A 22,984-nucleotide genomic window follows, 5' to 3' on the forward strand; every position below is an offset into this window, starting at 1 on the left:
TTCGTGTCTTCTGCCGCCCTTATAGCATGACAGGCGACAATCGCGCCATGTGCACCGCTGACCGCGCCATTGGCGAACGGGCCCCAGATTTGCGGATTTTGGATGCCTGTCCCAGCTTGACGGAAGGATGCACGGCCCGCTACACGCAAACAACCTGTCCACGCCCTTCCGGAGCGCGGAGTCCCGGCGGTCCTCGCCGGCTAAATCCTTCCTTTCCGGCCTTTTCCTTCTTCACCTCATCGGACCGACTCGCTCATGCACCTCAAGGACCTCAAGAAAACCGTCCCCGCCGACCTCGTCACCATGGCGGAGGAACTGGGCGTAGAAGGCGCATCGACGTTGCGCAAACAGGACCTGATGTTCGCGATTCTGAAGGCCGAGGCGGAAAATGGCGAACAGATCATGGGTGAAGGCACGATCGAGGTGCTGCCCGATGGTTTCGGCTTCCTGCGCAGCCCGGAAGCCAATTTCCTCGCTGGTCCCGATGACATCTATGTTTCGCCTAATCAGGTCCGCAAATTCGGCCTGCGCACTGGCGACACGGTGGAAGGTGAGATCCGCGCGCCCAAGGATGGCGAGCGCTATTTTGCCCTCACTAAGCTTACCACGGTCAATTTCGATGACCCCGATGTGGTTCGCCACCGCGTCAATTTCGACAATCTGACGCCGCTCTATCCGGACGAGAAGCTGCGGCTCGATACGCTGGACCCGACCGTCAAGGACAAGTCGGCGCGCGTCATCGACATCGTTTCCCCGCAGGGCAAGGGCCAGCGCACGCTGATCGTCGCGCCGCCGCGCGTCGGCAAGACGGTGATGCTGCAGAATATCGCCAAGGCGATCACCGACAATCATCCCGAAGTCTTCCTGATCGTGCTGTTGATCGACGAGCGGCCCGAGGAAGTCACCGACATGCAGCGCAGCGTGAAGGGTGAGGTTGTCTCCTCCACCTTCGACGAGCCCGCCACTCGCCACGTCCAGGTCGCAGAAATGGTGATCGAAAAGGCCAAGCGTCTGGTCGAGCACAAGAAGGATGTGGTGATCCTGCTCGACTCCATTACCCGCCTTGGCCGCGCCTACAACACGGTCGTCCCTTCGTCGGGCAAGGTGCTGACCGGCGGCGTCGATGCGAATGCGCTCCAGCGTCCCAAGCGTTTCTTCGGCGCGGCGCGCAATATCGAGGAAGGCGGTTCGCTCTCCATCATCGCCACCGCGTTGATCGACACCGGCAGCCGTATGGACGAAGTCATTTTCGAAGAGTTTAAGGGCACCGGCAACTCGGAAATCGTGCTGGACCGCAAGGTTGCGGACAAGCGCATTTTCCCGGCGCTCGATGTTGGCAAGTCCGGCACCCGCAAGGAAGAATTGCTGGTCGACAAGCCGACGCTTAGCAAGATGTGGGTGCTGCGCCGCATCCTCATGCAGATGGGCACGATCGACGCAATGGAGTTCCTGCTCGACAAGATGAAGGACAGCAAGACCAACGAGGATTTCTTCGCGACGATGAACCAGTAACCCCGCTGGGGGGTTCCTCCTTTGAGGACATGGGGCGCTTCGGGCGCCCCATATTGTATCGGAGCGCCGGATCATGCGATGGTCCGGCGTTCTTCCTATCGACGACAGGGACGCAAGGGCCGCTATGATCGACCTATTCGCCACCGCCGCTTCGGCTGTTCAAGGGGTCGGCTCACCTGCCGAAATCTGGCAGCATATCATCCATGATTTCAGCAATATAACGTCGCCATCCGCGCTGTCGGCCTTTGTCCAGGTGTTGATGATCGACGTGCTGCTGGCGGGCGACAATGCGATTGTCGTCGGCGCGCTGGCGGCTGGCCTTCCCGCCGCCCAGCGTAAGAAGGTGATACTGATCGGCATCCTGGCCGCTCTGGTGCTGCGCATCGCCTTTGCGTTGGTGGTCAGCCAGCTGATGCAGATTGTCGGCCTCATTCTGGCCGGCGGTCTGTTGCTGCTCTGGGTCAGCTGGAAGATGTGGCGCGAGCTGCATCCTGCGCGCGGGGCGGATACGCCCGACGATCCCAGCGATGACGACGTGTCCGGGCTGCGCCCCGCCAAGAGCTTTGCGGCAGCCGCCTGGGCCGTCGCCGTGGCCGACGTGTCGATGAGCCTCGACAACGTCCTGGCCGTGGCCGGCGCGGCGCGCGACCATCCCGGGATCCTCATGATCGGCTTGGTCCTGTCGGTCGCCCTGATGGGCATCGCGGCCAATGTCATCGCCCATTATATCGAGCGTTTTCGCTGGATCGCCTATCTGGGCCTCGCCGTCATCATCTATGTGGCGTTGAAGATGATCTATGAGGGGTTTGTCGATCAGCAAGTGGGCCTGCTGACCCTGTTTTGAAAGCGCTCCGCAGAAGCAAATGGTGACACTTGGACTTTCGCGGTCTTTTTGGCGCATGCACTTGATTGTGCGGCATGGGAATGTTTACCGCTTCACATCATCATGTAGCGGAAGAATAGTTAGGGATTGTAAGTGACCGAACTTTCTCAAATTTATGATCTCATGCGCGCCTCCCCCATGAACGACTGGGTTGGAGGATCAGACCCCGAGAAGGTCGGCGATGCCTGTGTTAATGTGCTGCGCCGTCATGTGCGCCTTAATGGTGCATCCAAAGTCCTCGATTTTGGCTGCGGGATAGGCAGGGGATTGGTTTCGCTGCACAAAGCCGGTGTCCGTCCCACAAAAATTGTGGGCATGGATATCATGCCCCCAGTTATCGAATTTTGCGAACAGAATATTGCTCCAACAGTACCAAATACGACATTTGAACTGATTGAGGGCATGAACGATCATTATGATCGCTTCATTGATGAGCGAGATCGTGCAAGCCATGACGATCTAAGAAAGAAATACCAAGGTTACTTCACGGATGGCTACGCGTTTTCTGTTTTTACGCATGTTACCCAAGATGATTTCCAGAAGTTGTTAGACTTTGTGTCTTCTATGATGAAACCCGGTGGCCGCTTCTTATTCACCTGTTTCGAGCTTAATGCCTTTTCACGGCACATGGTGTTATCAGGGCAGTCGATGTTTCCTCTCGACCGCCAAAGAATGATGGATGCGCAGGACGTTTTCATTGCTAACGCAGACGATCCACTCTCCTTCATCGCGTTCGATGCCGATTTAATCAGAGATATGGTGTGGAAAGCGGGAATGACCATAACCCGGGTCAGCTATGGGTGCTGGATGGGAGGCGGTATCGGTGAGAGCCTTCAGGACGTTATCGTTTGTACCAAGTTGCCTGAACTTAAGAAGATTGACGATGTTGAGATGACGCCACTGGTGCGACGTGAACCTGATCGCCCAATGACGCCACCGTGGCCAAAGCGCCTGCGCCGATATCTAAAGCGCCGACTGGGCTGAAGCGATATTCGCGGGGCTCCTTCAGGGGATTAAAACGGTAGAGCCAATTGTCTGCCTTGCTTCGAGCGTACGATGTGCCTGCGCGGCTTCGGTCAGGGCAAAATGTTGGCCAATTTCGGCCTTGATGATGCCTTGGGCCATGCGGTCAAACAGTCTTTGGGCCGTATGCGTCAGCGCTTCGGGCGTAGCCACATAGTCGAACAACGTCGGTCGCGTTACGTACAGTGATCCACCGCGGCTTAAATCGAGCAGATTGACCGGCGGCACAGCACCTGAGGCATTGCCATAGCTGACCATCATGCCGCGACGTTTGAGGCTGGCGATCGACGCGTTCCAGCTCGCCTTGCCCACGCCATCATAAACGACATCGACACCATGTCCGTCGGTGATCGCACATATATGATCGGCGAGCGTCTCCATGGGATCATGCAGACTATGGTCCGCATCGACCTTCGCAGCTTTCTGCGCCGAGCCGCTGTGGGCGATGACGATGACGCCCTTGTCCCGCAGCCAGGGAACCAGCACCGATCCCACGCCACCCGCGGCGGCATGAACCAATGCCACCTGCCCGGCTTTCAGTGGGAGCACGTCTTCGGCCAAGTAGCAGGCGGTCATGCCCTTCAGCATCATCGCCGCCGCATCCGTGCTGTCAATAGAATCGGGCAGGGCGACCAGCTGGTCCTGCGACACGACCCAATGGGTTGTGTAGCTGCCCTTGCCCGTGCCGCTCGCCACCCGATCGCCGACGGAAAAGGCGGTGACCCCTGGACCGACCGCCGCTACCCGCCCGGCGCCCTCATTGCCCAATGTGAGGGGAAGATCGCCGGGATAAAGGCCAGTGCGAAAATAGGTGTCGATATAATTGAGACCAATGGCCTCGGTCGCCACCAGCACCTGGCCATGGGCCAGAACGGGAGTGTCCATGTCCTCCCGCTCGATCACATCCGGCCCGCCATGCTGCCGGACGATCATGCGATAGGCCTGCGTCAAGACAGATGCTCCGCGAAAAAATCGGCGGTGCGGCCATCGGCCAGAACGGCTGCGGCATCATTCCGGCGCTGGCCCATTTCAGTGGCAAAGCCATGATCCAGGCCCTCATAATCATGCAACGTCACATGAACATTGTCCTTCAGTCCCTCATGCATCGCTTTCTGCACATCGGGCGTGACGAAATGATCTGCTGTCGGGACATGAAGCATGGTCGGTTTGCCGATCGCGTGTTGTTCACCCAGCAATCCATCGATGCCGACGCCATAATAGCCGACGAAGGCGTCGCCGTCGGTCCGACATGCGGCCATGAACGCCAGACGACCTCCCAAGCAATAGCCTACCAGCCCTACCTTGCCGCCGCCGGCCGCGACCCGCGCCGCCTTGATCGTGGCTTCAAGGTCGCGAATACCCTGGTCCTGATTGAACTTCGGCATCAACGCCAAAGCCTGGTCCATCTCGTCGGGGACATCCGGATCAAGTTCGATATGCGGATCGATGCGCCAGAACAGGTCGGGCGCATAGGCGACATAGCCTGCTTTTGCCCAGCCATCGCATTTGCGCCGGATGCCTTCATTGACACCAAATATCTCCTGGATAACGATGATTGCCGCCTTGGCCTCGCCCTCGGGCTTGGCGACATAGGCGTCAAATTGCGCGTCGCTGTCCAGCGTGTCGACAGGAATGAATGCACCCATTTCTTGATCCTTTCGCAACGAGTCCCGCACGCATATTGGCCCTGCCGTCGGGCGGCACAACCATCGATTCGCCCTAAAAATTAGCATTTGCGCGTCTAACTATCGCATGACAGATGATGTGCATGCATATCAGCCGGAAAGGGCAGGGACATGAAGGTTACCGTTGACGTGGATTGCACCCCGGCGGAGGCCCGCGCCTTTCTCGGATTGCCGGATGTGAGCCCGATACACGACAAATATATCCGCACGATGCTGGATAGTTTTGATGGCATTGGCAGTGTCGAGCAAATGGAAACGTTGCTCAAAAGCTTTTCGCCATTGGGCGACGCCAGCATGCGGATGTTCCAGCAGATGATGAATGTCGGGCTGGCCGGTATGGGCGGCGGCAAGGATGACACAAAGTAGCCGTGCGCGGACCGTCGAGGGATACGATTTTCGCTCTTTCCAGCGGCCCGCCGCCGGCAGGGATTGCCGTCATTCGGGTAAGCGGTGCGCTAGCTGGGACGGCGATGGAGATGTTGGCGCATCGAATGCCCGCCCCCCGACAGGCGAGCCTGGCCTTGCTGCGCGATCCGACGGGCGGAATGCCGCTCGACCGATCCCTCCTTCTTTGGCTGCCGGGACCTCATACTGTCACTGGCGAAGACATGGCGGAGTTTCACTGTCACGGCGGTCGGGCGGTCATCGACGCGGTCGAAGCCGTACTGAGCGCCATTCCCGGACTGCGGCGCGCTCAGCCCGGGGAATTCACACGCCGGGCATTCGACCATGGGCGCATGGATTTGAACGCGGTGGAGGGATTGTCGGACCTGCTTGCGGCGGAAACGCAAAGTCAGCGCAGGGCGGCCTTGTCCATGGCGGAAGGGCATTTCTCACGACGGATTGACGATTGGCGTGCACGGTTGCTCGCGCTGTCCGCCATGGCGGAAGCGGCTCTGGACTTCTCGGACGAAGATGACGTCCCCGACGCGAGCATCGAAGACGATATCGCGGAGCAATTATCGCTGTTGGAAGGCGATGTTCGAAACGTCCTTGCTGCGCCGTCAGCGGAACGATTGCGGGATGGTATTCGCGTCGTACTGGCGGGTCCGCCCAATGCAGGGAAATCGACCCTGCTCAATGCTTTGGTCGGCCGGGATGCCGCCATCGTGTCGGCCATTGCCGGAACGACGCGCGACCGGATCGAGGTGCCGGCCGCGATTGATGGTGTCGCCTATCTCTTCACCGACACCGCCGGGCTGCGAGACGATGTCGGTGATGATATTGAGGCTATCGGTATCGACCGGGCGCGGGCTGCGCTTGAGGCGGCGGATGTCATTCTTTGGCTAGGGGCTGCGGATGCGATGCCTCGACCCGACGCTATCCTTATAGCTGCCCAGAGCGACCGACAGAATAGTACTCGGCCCGGCTTGCCGGTATCGGCCCTGACCGGCGAAAATATGGGGGCATTATTGGCGGCGCTCGCAGCGCGTGCCGCCACTCTGCTGCCAGGCGAGGGGGACTATGCCCTCCACCGCAGACAACGCGATCTGGTGGTCCGGTTGGCCGATCACCTCCGCGCGGCGCGCGCGCATCATGACCTGCTCATAATCGCGGAAGAATGTCGGCTTGGACGCGCAGTCCTTGACACGCTGACTGGTCAAGCAAGCACGGAGGATATGCTCGACCGCCTTTTTTCGGGTTTCTGCATCGGGAAATAATAATGTTCCACGTGGAACGCTTTTGACCAAATAGCCCCGACTCTGATAAGGGCGACGCATGCATAAACCCTATGATGTGATCGTGGTCGGTGGTGGCCATGCCGGCTGTGAGGCGGCCGCTGCTGCTGCACGCAAGGGCGCTACTGTAGCATTGCTGACGTTTGACCGATCGACTGTCGGAGCCATGTCCTGCAACCCTGCCATTGGCGGTCTGGGCAAAGGCCATCTCGTGCGCGAAGTCGATGCGTTGGACGGCCTCATGGCCCGCGCTGCAGATGCCGCTGCTATCCATTATCGCATGCTCAACAGCAGCAAGGGTGCTGCGGTTCAGGGACCGCGCGTTCAAGCCGACCGTGTTCGCTATCGGGCCGCCATTCACAGGCTGATCGATGATCTGGATGGTCTGACGATCATTGAGGGTGAAGCGCAGGAACTGCTGCTGGACGCCGGGCAGGTCACTGGCGTCCGGATGGCCGATGGACGCGCGCTGAACTCATCTGCAATCGTGCTGGCGACTGGCACTTTCCTGGGCGGCAAACTTTTCTGCGGCGATACTCAGGACGTTGGCGGGCGCGTCGGGGAAAGGGCGGCTACCAGTCTCGGAACGCAATTGCGGCTGTTGGATCTGCCGATCGCGCGGTTGAAGACTGGTACGCCACCGCGGATCGATGGCCGGACGATCGACTGGGCTCGTTTGGAAACTCAACCATCGGATGACGACGGGTGGACGATGTCGCCCGTGACGCCAAACCGCATATTGCCGCAATTGGCCTGTGCCATCACGCGGACAAATGATCGAACGCATCGGATCATCCGAGATGGGCTAGGGCGCTCGCCTTTGTTCAGTGGCGCGATTGAGGGGCGGGGACCGCGCTACTGTCCCTCCATTGAGGACAAGGTTCTTCGCTTCGGCGATCGTGACGGGCATCAGATATTCCTCGAACCGGAGGGGCTCGACAGCCCGTTGGTCTATCCCAACGGTATTTCCACCTCTCTGCCGGCTGATATCCAGCGGGACATGATCCAATCAATGGTCGGTCTTGAACGCGCGAAAATCGTCGTAGCGGGCTATGCCGTGGAATATGATCATGTCGACCCGCGTGCGCTCACCAGCGCTTTGGAGCTGCGGGCGGTATCGGGTCTTTTTTGCGCGGGTCAGATCAACGGCACAACGGGCTATGAGGAGGCGGCGGCGCAAGGGCTGGTTGCCGGTGCCAATGCTGCCGCTTACGCGCTAGGACAATCGCCGATGATCTTGGACCGGGCCAGCTCCTATATCGGCGTTATGATCGACGACCTGGTGCTGCAGGGTGTTACGGAACCCTATCGCATGCTGACTGCGCGCGCGGAATATCGCCTCCGCCTGCGCGCCGACAATGCGGAGACCCGCCTTGGCTCCCTGGGTCTTGCCCATGGCCTGATTGGACCGGATCGTGCGCGACGTCTGCAGCTTCGGTCGGATTGGCGCTCGCGGGTTGAAACTGCGTTGGCCCGGTCTATGACGGCATCTGAAATGGCGAAGGCCGGCGCGGCCGTAAGGCAGGATGGGGCGCGCCGCACGCTGACCGAATGGGCCCGCTTCCCTGAGGTCCCTCGGCGCTTGCTCATGACGCTCGCGCCCAGCCTGCAAGATGCGCCGGACGATGTGCGAAACGAATTGCTCGAAGATGCCCATTATGCGCCGTATCTCCTTCGCCAAGAAGCGGAAGTCGCAGCATTGCGGCGGGACGAGCGAGTGATCATTGCCGCCGACTTTGACTTTCGATCAGTAGGTGGATTGTCCAGCGAGATGATCGAACGTCTGGAGGCCGCCCGTCCGGATACGTTAGCGGCTGCTGGCCGTATCCGCGGTATCACCCCTGCGGCCTTGGCTGCCATCCTGGTTCATACCCGCCGGATGGCCGCGTGACCGAAGAAGAAGCCAGGGCGTGGCTCCGTTCTCATTTTGATGTTTCACGTGGAACATGGGACCAGCTTGAACGCTTCGTTGCAATCCTGCTGTCCTCCATGGACGAACAGAACCTTATTGCGGAATCGACGCGTGCCCAGATCTGGGCAAGGCATATCGTCGATTCTGCCCAGTTGCTGCTTTTGGTCGAAGGCGCTGCTACAGGTACGTGGGTTGATCTGGGTGCGGGGGCGGGATTGCCCGGCATCGTGATTGCATGCCTCGGTAAGCAGCCAGTCCTGATGATCGAAGCCCGCCGCAAGCGCGTGGATTTCCTGAATGCTGTGATCGCAGAGCTTGGCCTGCAACATGCGGACGTGTTCGGCGGTCGCGTCGAGTCCGCGCCGGCAATGCATGCAGCCGTCATCAGCGCGCGCGCTTATGCCCCGCTGGACAAATTGCTGCATTCGGCGCTGCATCTTTCCGACAGGAACAGCCTTTGGGTGTTGCCAAAGGGACGAACCGCGAAAAATGAACTGGAGGCCGTGCGCCCATCGTGGCAAGGTGTGTTCCACGTGGAACCGAGTGTAACGGACGCGGACAGCGCCATCATCGTTGCCCGGAATGTCGCGCCCGCCGGCAAGAAGAAAGGTCGTTCATGATCCGCATCGCTATCGCCAACCAGAAGGGTGGGGTTGGGAAGACGACCACGGCGATCAATCTAGCTACCGGTCTTGCCGCCACCGGACTTCGCGTTTTGCTGGTGGATCTTGACCCGCAGGGCAATGCATCGACCGGCCTGGGGGTTGATCAGGCAGCACGCGAGCGCTCCAGCTATGACTTGCTGGTGGGCAATTGCGCGTTGGACGACAGTATCGTGACGACGCGCGTGCCGAAGCTGGATCTGGTGCCCGCAACCCAGGATTTATCCGGCGCTGAAATCGAACTGATCGAATATGAAGAGCGGACGCACCGGCTCGAGCGGGTATTGTCGGAAGCGCAGCCGGGGCGTTGGGATATATGCCTGGTCGACTGTCCGCCATCATTGGGATTGCTGACCATCAACGCCATGGTGGCGGCGCAGTCGCTGCTCGTGCCATTGCAATGCGAATTTTTCGCGCTCGAAGGTTTGTCGCAATTGCTGCAAACCGTTGAACGCATCCGGGGACGTTTCAACCCTGGCTTGTCGATCATGGGCGTAGCACTCACCATGTATGATCGCCGCAATCGATTGACCGATCAGGTCGCGGATGACGTCCGGGCCTGTTTGGGCGATCTGGTCTTTTCAACCGTCATCCCTCGTAACGTCCGACTGTCTGAAGCGCCCAGCCATGGCGTTCCGGCGCTTATCTACGACTTCCGTTGCTCGGGGTCGGAAGCTTATATGCGTCTGGCGCGCGAGCTGATCGCGCGCCTGCCCCCAGAGGAGGTTGCGGCTTGAGCGAGGATATGACCGAAAAGCCCAAGACGGCAAAGCGCCCCCAAGGATTGGGTCGTGGCCTGTCTGCTCTATTGGGCGACGTTGCTCGCGAAGAACCGGTTTCTCCCTCTGCGCCCCAGGTCAATGGCAAGGCGGTGCAGAGCATCGAAGTCGCGCTCATCCATCCGCATCCCGAACAGCCGCGCCGCCATTTTGACGATGGCGCCTTGCAGGAACTGGCCGACAGCATCGCCAAACGCGGCGTAATCCAGCCCATCATCGTGCGCCCGCATGGCGGGGGTTTTCAAATCATCGCTGGCGAACGTCGCTGGCGCGCGTCGCAACGGGCGCAACTCCACCGTATTCCTGCGATCGTCCGCGACTTCGACGAGCAGGAAACGCTTGAGATCGCGTTGATAGAAAATATTCAGCGTGAAGACCTAAACCCTATCGAGGAAGCGGAAGCTTATCGAAAGCTGATCGCCGAGTTCAACCATAGCCAAGAGGCGCTCGGTCGTATCGTCGGCAAATCCCGCAGCCATGTCGCCAACCTGATGCGCTTGCTCGACCTGCCGCAATCAGTGCAACAGCAGGTTATGCACAGCAAGATCAGCATGGGCCATGCCCGGGCGCTGATCGGCGCGCCCGATTGTGAACGGCTTGCTGGCCAGATCGAGGAGAAAGGCCTGTCGGTCCGCGATACCGAACAGCTGGTTCGCCGCGCCAAAACCGGCAATGATGCGCCTGCGGCACGCTCGATGCGGTCCGATCCCAAGGATAAGGACCCCGACATTGCGGCGCTGGAGCAACATCTGGCGGACATATTAGGCCTGAAAGTCGAGATTGCCCATAACGGTGCAGCCACCGGGGGCACCTTGTCGATGCGCTACTCGAACCTGGACCAGCTCGATATGCTGTGCCAGCGGCTCTCGGGCGAACGCATCTGACGTTGCTCCTCGCAAGCATTTGAAGCGCCTGAAAAGAGGAGGACGCCGGCCGCTCACTTTTCGAAGTGACTGGCTTTTTCCGGTTGCCGCCCTAGGTTGGCAGCATGGATATACACGCTGCCGCCGCCTCGCCTGCCGTCATTCGTCGCTCGGATTATCGTGTGCCGGACTGGCTGGTGCCCGACGTTACGCTTGATTTTGATCTTGATCCTGCGCTCACGACCGTTCGTGCGAAACTCGCCGTAGCGCGCAACGGCGGTCATGACCGACCGCTGCGTCTCGATGGCGACGGACTGGTGCCCTTGGAAGTCAAGGTCGATGGTCGGTCCCTGACGCAGGCGGAATGGCATCTGGAAGCCGGCGCGCTCATTCTGCCCTTGCCGGGCGCCGCGCATGAGGTGGAAACGCTCGTCGAACTCGCCCCTGAACGAAATAGCAAGCTGATGGGGCTGTATGCCAGCGGCGGGCTGCTATGCACCCAATGCGAGGCGGAGGGGTTCCGCCGCATAACCTTTTTTCCCGATCGGCCCGATATATTGTCGCGCTACAGCGTGCGCATGGCGGCGGATAAGGCATGTTTCCCAATCCTGCTCGCCAACGGCGATCCAGTAGAGCAGGGTGATGGCGAAGATGGCCGCCACTGGGCGATCTGGAACGATCCCTATCCCAAGCCCTGCTACTTGTTCGCCCTTGTGGCGGGCGACCTGTCCTGCAACCGGGACCGGTTTGTCACCATGAGCGGCCGCGACGTACAGCTTGGGATATGGGTAAAGGACGCCGACCTTCCCCGCACCACCCATGCCATGGAGGCCCTTAAAAACAGCATGGCCTGGGATGAGCGTGTCTACGGCCGTGAATATGATCTCAATGTCTTCAATATCGTCGCTGTGGCTGACTTTAATTTTGGCGCGATGGAGAATAAGGGCCTCAACATCTTCAATTCGCGTTATATTTTGGCTGATCCGGATACCGCGACCGACATCGACTATGACGGCGTAGAGGGCGTGGTCGCCCATGAATATTTCCACAATTGGTCGGGGAACCGTGTCACGTGCCGTGACTGGTTTCAGTTGTCATTAAAGGAAGGCTTTACCGTCTTTCGCGACCAGAATTTTTCGGCGGATATGGGCAGCCATGCGGTCAAGCGGATCGAGGATGTCCGCATCCTGCGCGCGGGCCAGTTCCCGGAGGATTCAGGCCCGCTCGCGCACCCGGTGCGGCCTGAATCCTACATGGAAATCAGCAACTTCTACACTGCGACCATCTATAACAAGGGTGCTGAGCTGATCCGGATGATGGCGTTGATGCTTGGACCTGAACGCTTTCATGCCGGCACGGACCTGTATTTCGACCGGCATGACGGGCAGGCCGCAACCTGTGAGGATTTCGTCCGCGCCATGGAGGATGGGGGCAACATCGACCTCACTCAGTTCCGGCTTTGGTATGAACAGGCCGGCACCCCGCGCGTGCGCGCGCTTCTGTCGCATGACGCCGCCACCGGTCGCGTCAATCTGGTTCTGAGCCAAATCATCCCGCCGACCCCAGGTCAGCCAGAAAAACGGCCGATGGCGATCCCAATCCGCGTTGCCCTGTTCGACCGGGAAAGCCGGGCCAATCATGGCGACGAGACTCTGATGCTGACCCGGTCGGAGCAGCGCTTCACGTTCCAGAATGTCGCCACCGCGCCCGTGCTGTCGATCAATCGCGGCTTTTCCGCGCCGGTGATCGTGGATACCAACCGCAGCCAAGCCGACCTCGCCTTTCTGTCAGCGCATGACGATGATCCGTTCGCCCGCTATGAAGCGATGCAGCAATTGATGGTCAATGTGCTTGTGGGCCAGATCGGCGGCCAGCCGGTGGACGAGTCGGCGGTGGTCGATGCGGTCCGCCAGACGCTGATCGACCCGGCTTTGGACTCCGCATTCGTGGCGGAGGCGATCCGTTTGCCCAGCGAAGCCTATCTGGGTGACCAGATGCCTATCGTCGATCCTGATGCGATACACGACGCCCGGGACGCGCTTCAACATCGTATCGGCGCGGAACTGGAGCCGCTATGGCGTGATATGCATGCCCGGCTGCGCGCGAACAGCTTTTCCTTGTCGCCGGCGGCCAAGGGTGCGAGAAAATTACGCAACGCGGCGTTACATTATCTGGTGGCATCGGGCGCGGCGGACGGCCCATTAACGGCCTTTGAGCAGTTCGACAGCGCCGACAACATGACCGAACGTCAGGCCGCACTGGGCATATTGGCGAACGGGGAAAGCCCCGAACGCATCGCTGCCGTCGATATTTTCTATAACCGTTATTGCGCCGACGCGCTGACGCTGGACAAATGGTTCCAGACCCAAGCCTTCGCTTTGCACCCTGATACGGTGGACCTTGTGGAGAAACTGGGCCGACATAAGGATTTCACCCTCAACAACCCGAACCGAGTTCGCGCGCTTTATGGCGCTTTTTCGGGCAATCAGTGGGCGTTTCATCATCGCTCGGGCAAGGGATATCGGCTCGTCGCCGACTGCATCCTCGCCCTGGATCCCATCAACCCGCAGACAGCAGCGCGCTTGGTGCCTCCGCTTGGCCGCTGGAAAAGGTTCGATGCGCAGCGTGCCGCCCTGATGCAAGCGCAGCTTCAACGCATTCTGTCTCAGCCGGGCTTGTCGAAAGACGTGATGGAACAGGTCCGCAAGAGCCTGGATTGAGAAACTTGGCAGGATGTCCCGGCGGCCTGTGCCTTAGTCCTTCATCGCCGCAACCCAAGCGGCGACATCAGTCGCCACCTGATTGGCCGCCGCATTGAGCGGGGCACCGACGCTGGTCGCATTGATCTTCCCGCCGACCGGCGCGCTGGCGGTAAATCGCTGACGCGCCAATGCGACCCCGCTCGGCGTCATCAGCATCGCATCATAGGTTACGATCGCGCTCTGCTGTGCTTCGTTGATGCCGAAATCGATCAGTTCGCCGGTGAGCCGCTGGCCACCATCGCCCGAAAATTGGCCCGTATCCAGAACCACGCGGTTGGTCGTGGCCGAAATCGTCTCCGCCAGCAGACGGCGGAACAGGTGACGCGGCGTATCGGCCCATTGCACATCGGTCACATAGGCAACTGACGTCGGGCTCGTCTGGACAGGCACTCGAACCGTATCGACTGTCTTTGGCGCTTCAGGCTCGGTCACGATCAGCGTCCGCCCGTTCCCTGCGACGCGCGGCGTGCCGGACGGCACCTTGTGCGCAGCATCGAGCGACAGCAGCCGCTCGGGCGGTTTCCCCCCGAAGGATACGCAGCCCGACAGCAGGAAAGCCGCGGCCAGCACCGCCGTGACGCCATGGGGTTTCGCGTGGAACATGCGCCTCATCCTTATCTTCCTCATGGCTTGTAATCGGGCAATTTGGGCGATCCGACGATCGACCCGGCGCCTTGCTGGTCGAGCTTTTCAGCAACGCCGCGGAACGCGCGCGACATTTCCCGCAGGTCGCGCACCAGCTGATTGACTTCCGGCATGGTCTGCGTGCTGAAACTCTTCACGCCAGGCTGCGCCTCGCCGATCGTCTTGTCGAGTGTGTCGATGCTGCGGGTTGCGGACTGCACGGTCTTGCGCAGGTCGGCCATCAACGGCTTGCCCTGTTCATTCAGCAGCGAATCCGTCGTCGCGGCCAGCTTGCCGATCTGCTCGACGGCAACACCGGTACGTTGGACAGCAATGCGCGCTTCCGCCAGGGTCGCGGCGATTTCGGGGCTGCGGTCGGCCAGCGATCCCGAAATACGCTCCACATTGGCCAGGATGCCCGCAATCGATTGCTGATTCTTGTCGTCGAGCAATTCGGTGAGGCGCTCGGTCAGTGTGGACAGACGCTCCAGCAGCTGCGGCGCATTGTTGAGCAGTTCGCCCAGCGCGCCGGGCTTGGTTGGTATGACAGGCACGCCATCCGGGCAGGCCGCCGGGGCATTTTGTGCGGGGCACTGGATGGGCGGGGCGCCCTTCACAGCGCCGTCCAGCACGATCTCACTCACCCCTGTAAAGCCAACGCCCTGAATCGTGGCGGTGGTGCCTTGCAGGATAGGGGTGCCATCCCGGACGGAGATACGCACCTTCACGAAACTAGGGTCGCGCTTCCACAATTCGATCTTCTCGACCTGGCCGGACGGCACGCCGGCATAGTTGACGCCCGATCCTTTCGCCAGGCCACTGACCGACTGCTTGAAAAAGATGTCATATTCCTTGTTGTCGCCTTGCGACAGGCGCGAAAACCAGAAGGCGGCAATCATAATCGCGGCCAGCAACAACAGCGTGACCGTGCCGACCAGCACATGGTTGGAGCGGGTTTCCATATCCTATTGCCTTCCCTCGGGCGACGCGGACGCCACCTTGTTCTTTTCGCGTTCCACCGCCGCTGTGGCGGCCCGGCCTCTTGGACCATTGAAATATTCCTGGATCCACGGGTGATCCAGCGCCAGCAATTCCTCGATCGTGCCCACGGCGATCACCTTCTTGTCCGCCAGCACGGCGACCCGGTCGCAAATCGAATAGAGCGTGTCGAGATCATGGGTGATGAGGAAGACGGTCAACCCCAGTGTCTGTTGCAGCTTGCGAGTCTGATCATCGAACGCGGCCGCGCCGATCGGGTCCAGGCCAGCTGTGGGTTCGTCCAGGAACAACAAATCGGGGTCCAGCGCCAATGCGCGCGCCAGCCCGGCGCGCTTGCGCATGCCGCCGGACAGTTCGGCCGGATATTTGGGTCCAGCCTCGGCAGGCAGGCCGGTCATGCGGATCTTGTAGGCGGCGATCTCCTCGCGCAGCTTCGGCCCGATATTGGGGTAATATTCGCGGATCGGCACCTCGACATTTTCCGCGACCGTGAGCGTTGAAAACAGCGCGCCGCCCTGAAACAGAACGCCCCAGCGCTTGCGGACCGCCAGCGCTTCATCGTCCAGGCGGCCGACCATGGCCTCGCCAAACACGCACACATCGCCTTCATCCGGGGTCTGCAATCCGATGATGGACCGCATCAAGACGGATTTGCCCGTGCCTGATCCGCCCACGACCCCCAGTATCTCGCCCTTGCGCACGTCGAGGTCGAGTTTTTCGTGCACAACCTGATCGCCGAAACTGTTGCGCAGGCCGCGCACGCGGATTGCAACCCCGTCTTGCGCGATGGCGTCATCGACGCGCCGTTCGTCGGCCTGCTGCATGTCCATCTCGCTCATCAGTTCCACCCGACCCAGGTGAAGAAGACGGCGAAGAAGGCGTCGATCACGATAACGAGGAAAATTGCCTGAACCACGGCTGCGGTGGTGCGCAGGCCGACTTCCTCAGCATTGGCCTTGACCTGCATACCTTGATAGCAGCCCGACAGCGCGATGATGATGCCGAACACCGGCGCCTTGATCAATCCGACCCACAGGTCGGTGATCGGCACGACTTCGCGCAGCCGCTGGACGAAGGTGATGGGCGGAATGTCGAGCGCAACGGCGCACAGGAACCCGCCGCCGATGACCGCGACGATGGACGCGTAGAAACCCAGCAGCGGCATCATCACCACCACCGCCAATGTGCGCGGCATGACCAGCGCTTCCATCGGCGACACGCCGATGGTGCGCATCGCGTCGATTTCCTCGGTCAGCTTCATCGTGCCAAGCTGTGCGGCAAAAGCCGAACCGGATCGGCCAGCAACCATGATCGCGGTCATCAACACGCCCAGTTCGCGGAACGTCAGGCGTCCGACCAGGTTGATGGTCAGCATTTCCATGCCGAACTGCCGCAACTGCACCGATCCTTGCTGGGCGATGACGATGCCGATCAGGAAACTCATCAGGCCGATAATGCCCAGGGCCGACACGCCCACCACTTCGAACCGCTGGACGACCGCATTGACGCGAAACCGGCTTGGATGCCGGATCAGCCCCCATGCCGCAACCAGGCTGGCGCCGAAAAAGCCGAGCAGGCCCATCAAGGTTGTCCCGGCGCTGATCACCGCATCGCCAATCTGGCCGACGACGCGCGTCAGCGGCGACACCTTATCCGGGCGGAGGGAAAACGGCTCGTCCAGCGTACCGACCGCCTCTATCAGCCTCTTTGCATCTTCGTTCGCGCCGGTGATTGGCGCGTTCAATCGCTTGGCCGCGCTATGCACGGTCCATGCGCCGATCGTGTCGATATGATCGACCTGCGACACGTCGACAGCATTGATCGGCCCCTGCACAGCGTCCAGGCGGGCAGGCAGATCATGAAGGCACGCTATGGCCAGGTTTCCCGAAAGCCGTATTACCGTGCCGCCATCGCGTTGCTCTTCTGTGAGTTCGGCGGCTTTGTTCATCAGGGGGATTTAGTGGTCCATTATCGGTTGCACGGCAAGCCGAAACGGCCCATCCGCAGGTCAGAACGAAGGGCTGGGGCAAAAGTTTCGGATACGGCATGACGCATCATCTGGCGATCTACGACATGGACCGCACGGTCACGGTGACGGGCACCTATACCGGATTCCTGATCCATGTCGCGCGCGCCATGGCGCCGTGGCGGCTGATCCTGCTGCCCTGCGTCGTTTTGCTGATGCTGGCCTATGTCGTGAAGCTCATCAGCCGCCAGCGGCTCAAGGAGCTGAATCAGGCGCTGATGGTCGGCTACAATGTCGAACGCGCCCGGTTGATGCCGCATGTCGAAAGCTACGCCGACAAGGTGATCGCCACCAATGTGCGCAAGGGCGCGCTGGCGCAGATCGCGCAAGACCGCGCGGACGGCTACACTCTGGTGCTCGCCACTGCATCCTATCGCCTCTATGTCGAACCGATCGCCCGCCGGCTGGGGTTCGACGCCGTCATCGCCACGGATCATCTCAGCCAGGATCTGCGCTACGTCCGTGCCAAGATCGCCGGCGAAAACTGCTATGACACCGGCAAATTGCGCATGATCAAGGCATGGATGGCGGCCCAGGCGATCGACCGCAGCGACGCGCAGATTCGGGCCTATTCCGACCATGTCTCGGACGCGCCGATGCTGGAATTTGCCGACCTGCCCTTTGCCGCCAATCCCCACCGCCGCCTTGCCCTGCTGGCGCAGGCGCGCGGCTGGCCGCGGGTAGACTGGGACTGACCACCTATACCACGCGGGCCGGCAGCGGCTCGCCGGCGAAATGCGCGGCCAGATTGGCGCGCAGCGTTTCAAGCATCCGGCCCACCGCCTCATGCGTCGCGCCGCCGGTATGGGGCGTCAGCACGATGTTCGGCACGTCCTTCCACCGCGCGGGATCGGTCGGTTCAGGATCGAACACGTCCAGCGCCGCGCCGCCCAGCCGCCCCGATGTCAGCGCCTCGACCAGCGCCGCCTCCTGAACCAGCTGACCCCGCGCGACATTGACCAACAGCCCGTCTGCGCCGACCGCCTCCATGATCGCAGCATCGATCATGCCGCGATTGCTTTCGTCCGCTCGGCACGCGACGATCACGATATCGCTTTGCCGGGCCAGCGCCATCAGGCTGTCGGCGCGCGGCCAGGCCAGGCCCGGCTTGGGGCGCGGTCCCCACCAGCCGATCTGCATCTTCATCGCCTGCGCCCGTTCCGCAATGGCGATGCCGATTGCGCCCATGCCGACAATCCCCAGCCGCGCGCTGCCCATCGACCATGTGCGTGTCTTCGCCTTGATCGTCCATTGGCCAGCCCGCAGATGCCGGTCGCCGCCGACGATCCAGCGGCGATGCGCGATCATCAGGCCGATCGCATGGTCGGCGACGTCATCGGCATTGGCTGCGCCCGCATGGGCAACGGCAATGCCGCGCGTTCGCGCCAGGTCCAGGTCCACGCCGTCATAGCCGACAGTGAAGCAGGCGATCAGGCGCAGCTGCGGCATCGCGTCGATCAGCGCCCGATCGAGCGGGAACTCCCCGGCCCACACGATCGCATCGACGCGGGCGAGCGCTGCCGGGTCCGGGTCGTCCCACAGCGCGATCACATCATATTCGGCGCGCAGCACGGGCAACAACGGCGCCAGCAGCGGCTGCCCCACCAACAACAAGGGTCTGGTCATGCCGCTCAGCCTATCTGCCGCAGCGCCTGCGCGAAATCGGCGATCAGATCGTCGGCATCCTCGCAGCCGATCGAAATGCGCACCATATTGTCGCCGATCGCCAGCGCCTTCTTGCGCTCGGCCGGCACCGACAAATGCGTCATCGCCGCCGGGTGGCTGGCCAGCGTTTCAGTGCCGCCCAGGCTGACCGCCAGCTTGGCGATCTTGAGCGCGTCGAGGAAGGCGAAGGCTTCGGCTTCTCCGCCTTTCAAGTAGAGCGAAAAGGTCGATCCCGCGCCGGTGCAATGCCGCCTGTAAATGTCCGCTTGGCGCTCGGTTTCGGGAAAGCCCAGATAGACGACCTTTTCCACCTGCGGCTGGTCGCGCAGCCAGGCGCACACCTTGGCGGCATTCTCGCCCGCCCGGCTCATCCGCAGTTCCAGCGTCTCCAGGCTGCGCAGCAGCATCCAGGCGCTGTGCGGGTCCAATATGGTACCGATCGTGTTGCGCATCAGGCGGATGGTATTGATCAGCGCATTGCTGCCCAGCACGCCGCCCGCCACAAGATCGCTATGGCCGCCGGCATATTTGGTGAGGCTGTAGATGACCAGGTCCGCGCCATGGGCGATCGGCTTGTGCCATAGCGGACCAAGGAATGTATTATCGATGGCGATCGGCGGCACATGGTCCACCCCGGCGAACACGGAGTCGCGCCGCGCGACTACCGCTTCTAAATCGACCAGGACATTGGTCGGATTGGCAGGACTTTCCAGATAGATCATCGCCACCCGGCCCAGTTTCTTGGCCTGCTCGATCACCGCGCCAATCTCCTGCGCGGTCGCGCCGGCCGGGAAGTCGACCCATTGCACGCCGAACTTGCCCAGAATGCGCCCGATCAGCGATTCGGTCGCGGCATAGAGCGGCGCGCTGTGGACGATGACGTCGCCCGGCTGCACCAGCGCCAGCAGGGTGGTGGCGATCGCCGACATGCCGCTGGAAAAGAGCAGCGCGTCCTCGGCTTCCTCCCACACCGATAGCCGGTCCTCGCAAATTTCCTGATTGGGGCCGTTGAACCGCGAATAGACCAGCCCCTCCGCGCCGCCGGGGCGGATGCCCGTCACGCCCTCGAAATGCCGCTTGCCCGCCGCGGCGCTTTCAAAGGCAAAGGTGGAGGTGAGGAAGATCGGTGGCTTTAATGACCCTTCCGACAGGGTCGGGTCATAGCCATGGCCCATCATCAAGGTCGCGGGCTTGAGCTTGCGGCCGTCGATTTCCAGGATGGACGCCTTGGGACGGCGGCGGTTGCCGGTGGCTTCGACGCCGCTCAGGTCGGCTTCGGTGACGGGGGGCGGGGTTTCGCCGGTCATGATCATATCTCCTGCTTCGCGACGTCTGCAGCGACGCTGATGATGGACCGGAGTGTAACGCAGGAGCGGGGGCGGGGGCCAGAGGGTCGGGACATAATATTTCGCTGCCAAGCATGTTAATTGCCAAGGACGGATGGCTGGACGAGAGGGTGACGAAGGCCATAGGCGTACCTACATTCCCGACGATGCCCGTCACGCTCCCCCCCATTATCGGCAACTGGTTCGACGCGCGCGGCTGGCGTCCGCGCCGGCATCAGATGGAAATGCTGGCGGCGGCACGGCAGGGCGATCATGCGCTGCTGGTCGCGCCCACCGGCGCGGGCAAGACGCTGGCCGGCTTCCTGCCGACGCTGGCTGATCTTATCGACCATCCCACCGAGGGCCTGCACACCCTCTATGTCTCGCCGCTTAAGGCGCTAGCCGTCGATGTCCGGCGCAACCTGCTGACGCCGATCGAGGAAATGGGCCTGCCCATCCGCGTGGAAACCCGCACCGGCGACACGCCCTCCGACCGAAAGGCGCGGCAGCGCGCCCGCCCACCGCAGATATTGCTCACGACGCCCGAATCGCTGTCCCTGCTGCTCAGCTATCCTGACGCACAGATCATGTTCGCCCATCTGCGGACAATAATCGTCGATGAAGTTCATGCCTTTGCCACCCAGAAGCGCGGCGACTTGCTCAACCTGTCGATGGCGCGGCTTCAGACGATCAACCCCGATCTGCGCCGTGTCGCTCTGTCCGCGACGGTCGCCGATGTCGATGCCTATCGCGCCTGGCTCGCGCCTGATGGCGATATCGGCACGGTGACGCCGGTGCTGGGGGAGGCTGGCGCGGACCCCCATGTCGCCATCCTCATTCCCGAAGGTCGCGTTCCCTGGTCGGGCCATTCGGGCCGCTATGCCGCCGCGCAGGTCATGGCGGAAATCCAGTCACGCGGCACCACCCTGATCTTCTGCAACACCCGCGGGCTTGCCGAACTCATCTTCCAGGATCTCTGGTCGGCCAACGACGCGAACCTGCCGATCGGCATCCATCATGGCAGCCTGTCGATCGAGGCGCGACGCAAGGTGGAGAGCGCGATGGCGGCGGGCAAGTTGCGCGCGCTGGTCGCGACCGCCTCACTCGACCTCGGCGTCGATTGGGGCAATGTCGATTGCGTCATCCAGATGGGCGCGCCCAAGGGCAGCTCGCGCCTGCTCCAGCGGATCGGCCGCGCCAATCACCGGCTCGACATGGCCTCGCAAGCGATCCTCATCCCCGGCAATCGCTTCGAATATCTGGAAGCGCGCGCCGCGCTCGACGCGGTGGAGGCGGGCGAACGCGACGCCGATGATTTCCGTCCCGGCAGCCTCGACGTGCTGGCCCAGCATGTCATGGGGCTTGCCTGTGCCGGGCCGTTCCGCGCGGAGGATTTGCTCAAGGAGGTGCAATCCGCCACGCCCTATAGCGCGCTGACCGCCGAAGCGTTCGATCATGTCCTTCACTTCATCGAAGGCGGGGGGTACGCCCTGCGCGCCTATGACCGGTTCAAGCGGCTGACCAGAGAACAGGACGGGACCTGGCGTGTATCCCATCCCCGCTTCATTCAGCAGCACCGCCTGAACGCAGGCATCATCGTCGATCAGCCCGCACTCGCCGTACGCTTCGCCAATGGCCGCAAGCTCGGCACTGTGGAGGAAGGCTTTGCCGCGCAACTCCGTCCCGGCGACAGTTTCTTTTTTTCCGGCATGGCGCTGGAGGTCGTGCGCATGGACACGAGCGACCTCACCGTGCGCGCCACGTCAAAACAGGCGCGCGTGCCCAGTTGGGGCGGGTCGCGCATGGCGATGTCCACGCGCCTGGCCGACCGCGTGCGGCATTTCCTGGCCGAACCGCAGGAATGGCATCGCTTTCCGCAGGACGTGCGCGAATGGCTGGAAATGCAAGAGGCCCGCTCGGTCCTGCCGCAGCCGGGGCAATTGCTGATCGAAACCTTCCCGCATGAGGGGCGGCATTATCTCGTCTGCTACAGTTTCGAAGGCTGGAATGCGCACCAGTCGCTCGGCATGTTGCTCACGCGCCGCATGGACGCGCAGGGGCTGATGCCACTGGGCTTCGTCGCCAACGACTATGCGCTGGCGGTCTATGGCCTCAAGCCCGTCACTGACCCCAGGAGCCTGTTTTCGGCTGACATATTGGACCATGAATTTATCGACTGGGTCGAACAGTCAAGCCTGCTCAAGCGCGCCTTTCGGGATGTGGCGGTCATTTCGGGCCTCATCGAACGGCAGCATCCGGGCAAGCGCAAAACCGGGCGGCAAGTCACCTTCTCCACCGACCTCATCTATGATGTGCTGCGCAAATATCAGCCTGATCATCTGCTTATCAAGGCGGCCTGGGCGGACGCCCGCGCGCGCATGACCGACGTGGGGCGTCTGGGCGACCTGATCGACCGCGCGGCGACCACGATGCTGCATATCACACTGGATCGCGTCAGCCCGCTCGCGGTGCCGGTGCTGATCCTGATCGGGCGCGAGCAGGTGGCGCAACAGGCGGCCGAGGACGCGCTGCTGATGGAGGCCGAAGCGCTGGTCAACGAAGCGATGCGCGCGGATTAAATATTC

Annotated in this window: 20 protein-coding genes; 12 read left to right on the forward strand and 8 right to left on the reverse strand. The window is 61.6% G+C overall.

The genetic code is table 11. The annotated features are described in order from the left end of the window. The first annotated feature begins 255 nt into the window (after window positions 1–255). The 3 genes from rho to LL253_RS05220 all read left to right on the forward strand — a co-directional run bounded on the left by rho (window position 256) and on the right by LL253_RS05220 (window position 3,379). The gene (rho, locus tag LL253_RS05210; RefSeq protein ID WP_009823287.1) at window positions 256–1,512 is read left to right on the forward strand and encodes a transcription termination factor Rho; all 1,257 of its coding nucleotides are present in this window, start codon (window positions 256–258) and stop codon (window positions 1,510–1,512) included. A 124-nt stretch (window positions 1,513–1,636) separates the two neighbouring features. Then, window positions 1,637–2,356, forward strand: a complete 720-nt coding sequence (locus tag LL253_RS05215) for a YjbE family putative metal transport protein (protein WP_228226444.1) — start codon at window positions 1,637–1,639, stop codon at window positions 2,354–2,356. Between the two features lie 132 nt (window positions 2,357–2,488). Next, the gene (locus LL253_RS05220; RefSeq protein ID WP_228226445.1) at window positions 2,489–3,379 is read left to right on the forward strand and encodes a class I SAM-dependent methyltransferase; all 891 of its coding nucleotides are present in this window, start codon (window positions 2,489–2,491) and stop codon (window positions 3,377–3,379) included. A 21-nt stretch (window positions 3,380–3,400) separates the two neighbouring features. On the opposite strand, the gene LL253_RS05225 is transcribed toward LL253_RS05220, so the two are convergent. After that, window positions 3,401–4,351 (reverse strand): quinone oxidoreductase family protein, encoded by a 951-nt coding sequence (locus LL253_RS05225; protein ID WP_228226625.1) that lies wholly within the window; start codon window positions 4,349–4,351, stop codon window positions 3,401–3,403. Between the two features lie 14 nt (window positions 4,352–4,365). After that, window positions 4,366–5,064 carry a dienelactone hydrolase family protein gene (locus tag LL253_RS05230; protein ID WP_228226446.1) on the reverse strand — a complete coding sequence of 233 codons (699 nt, stop codon included), beginning with the start codon at window positions 5,062–5,064 and terminating at the stop codon, window positions 4,366–4,368. Between the two features lie 150 nt (window positions 5,065–5,214). Between LL253_RS05230 and LL253_RS05235 the strand changes: the two genes are divergently transcribed. The 7 genes from LL253_RS05235 (at window position 5,215) to pepN (ending at window position 13,718) form a co-directional block, all read left to right on the forward strand. Continuing rightward, a complete protein-coding gene (locus LL253_RS05235) occupies window positions 5,215–5,469 on the forward strand; it encodes a DUF6489 family protein (RefSeq protein ID WP_009823282.1) in 255 nt (84 codons plus the stop codon). 26 nt (window positions 5,470–5,495) lie between these two features. After that, window positions 5,496–6,764, forward strand: coding sequence for a tRNA uridine-5-carboxymethylaminomethyl(34) synthesis GTPase MnmE (gene mnmE, locus LL253_RS05240; protein ID WP_228226626.1), 1,269 nt, complete (start codon window positions 5,496–5,498; stop codon window positions 6,762–6,764). A gap of 58 nt (window positions 6,765–6,822) precedes the next feature. After that, the gene (gene mnmG, locus LL253_RS05245) at window positions 6,823–8,673 is read left to right on the forward strand and encodes a tRNA uridine-5-carboxymethylaminomethyl(34) synthesis enzyme MnmG (protein ID WP_228226447.1); all 1,851 of its coding nucleotides are present in this window, start codon (window positions 6,823–6,825) and stop codon (window positions 8,671–8,673) included. Continuing rightward, window positions 8,670–9,314, forward strand: coding sequence for a 16S rRNA (guanine(527)-N(7))-methyltransferase RsmG (gene rsmG / locus LL253_RS05250; RefSeq protein ID WP_228226448.1), 645 nt, complete (start codon window positions 8,670–8,672; stop codon window positions 9,312–9,314). Before mnmG ends, rsmG begins: the two co-directional genes overlap by 4 nt. After that, window positions 9,311–10,093, forward strand: coding sequence for a ParA family protein (locus tag LL253_RS05255; RefSeq protein WP_228226449.1), 783 nt, complete (start codon window positions 9,311–9,313; stop codon window positions 10,091–10,093). The genes rsmG and LL253_RS05255 overlap by 4 nt, the downstream gene beginning before the upstream one ends. 8 nt (window positions 10,094–10,101) lie before the next feature. After that, the gene (locus LL253_RS05260; RefSeq protein ID WP_407696080.1) at window positions 10,102–11,019 is read left to right on the forward strand and encodes a ParB/RepB/Spo0J family partition protein; all 918 of its coding nucleotides are present in this window, start codon (window positions 10,102–10,104) and stop codon (window positions 11,017–11,019) included. A gap of 104 nt (window positions 11,020–11,123) precedes the next feature. After that, window positions 11,124–13,718, forward strand: a complete 2,595-nt coding sequence (gene pepN, locus LL253_RS05265; protein ID WP_228226451.1) for an aminopeptidase N — start codon at window positions 11,124–11,126, stop codon at window positions 13,716–13,718. A gap of 33 nt (window positions 13,719–13,751) precedes the next feature. Here the strand turns inward: pepN and LL253_RS05270 are convergent, their stop codons facing one another. From LL253_RS05270 to LL253_RS05285, 4 genes are read right to left on the reverse strand one after another with little or no spacing between them, the layout of a single operon-like run. Further along, on the reverse strand, window positions 13,752–14,363 hold the full coding sequence (locus LL253_RS05270; protein WP_228226452.1) for an ABC-type transport auxiliary lipoprotein family protein: 612 nt from the start codon (window positions 14,361–14,363) through the stop codon (window positions 13,752–13,754). A 20-nt stretch (window positions 14,364–14,383) separates the two neighbouring features. Then, on the reverse strand, window positions 14,384–15,346 hold the full coding sequence (locus tag LL253_RS05275; protein ID WP_009823274.1) for an MlaD family protein: 963 nt from the start codon (window positions 15,344–15,346) through the stop codon (window positions 14,384–14,386). A 3-nt stretch (window positions 15,347–15,349) separates the two neighbouring features. Next, entirely contained in the window at window positions 15,350–16,207 is an 858-nt protein-coding gene (locus LL253_RS05280; RefSeq protein ID WP_371388786.1) for an ABC transporter ATP-binding protein, read from the reverse strand. Between the two features lie 14 nt (window positions 16,208–16,221). Further along, the gene (locus LL253_RS05285) at window positions 16,222–17,331 is read right to left on the reverse strand and encodes an ABC transporter permease (RefSeq protein WP_228226453.1); all 1,110 of its coding nucleotides are present in this window, start codon (window positions 17,329–17,331) and stop codon (window positions 16,222–16,224) included. Window positions 17,332–17,429: 98 nt separating this feature from the next. On the opposite strand from LL253_RS05285, the gene LL253_RS05290 reads away from it, so the two are divergent. After that, on the forward strand, window positions 17,430–18,104 hold the full coding sequence (locus LL253_RS05290; RefSeq protein WP_228226454.1) for an HAD family hydrolase: 675 nt from the start codon (window positions 17,430–17,432) through the stop codon (window positions 18,102–18,104). A gap of 4 nt (window positions 18,105–18,108) precedes the next feature. Here LL253_RS05290 and LL253_RS05295 read toward each other — a convergent pair whose 3' ends face one another. Then, the gene (locus LL253_RS05295) at window positions 18,109–19,035 is read right to left on the reverse strand and encodes a 2-hydroxyacid dehydrogenase (RefSeq protein ID WP_228226455.1); all 927 of its coding nucleotides are present in this window, start codon (window positions 19,033–19,035) and stop codon (window positions 18,109–18,111) included. A 5-nt stretch (window positions 19,036–19,040) separates the two neighbouring features. After that, the gene (locus LL253_RS05300) at window positions 19,041–20,381 is read right to left on the reverse strand and encodes a cystathionine gamma-synthase family protein (protein WP_228226456.1); all 1,341 of its coding nucleotides are present in this window, start codon (window positions 20,379–20,381) and stop codon (window positions 19,041–19,043) included. Window positions 20,382–20,566: 185 nt separating this feature from the next. Between LL253_RS05300 and LL253_RS05305 the strand changes: the two genes are divergently transcribed. Next, window positions 20,567–22,978 (forward strand): ligase-associated DNA damage response DEXH box helicase, encoded by a 2,412-nt coding sequence (locus LL253_RS05305; RefSeq protein ID WP_228226627.1) that lies wholly within the window; start codon window positions 20,567–20,569, stop codon window positions 22,976–22,978. Window positions 22,979–22,984 lie beyond the last annotated feature (6 nt).

The sequence above is a fragment of the Sphingobium soli genome, from assembly GCF_020782245.1.
Lineage (GTDB): Bacteria > Pseudomonadota > Alphaproteobacteria > Sphingomonadales > Sphingomonadaceae > Sphingobium > Sphingobium soli.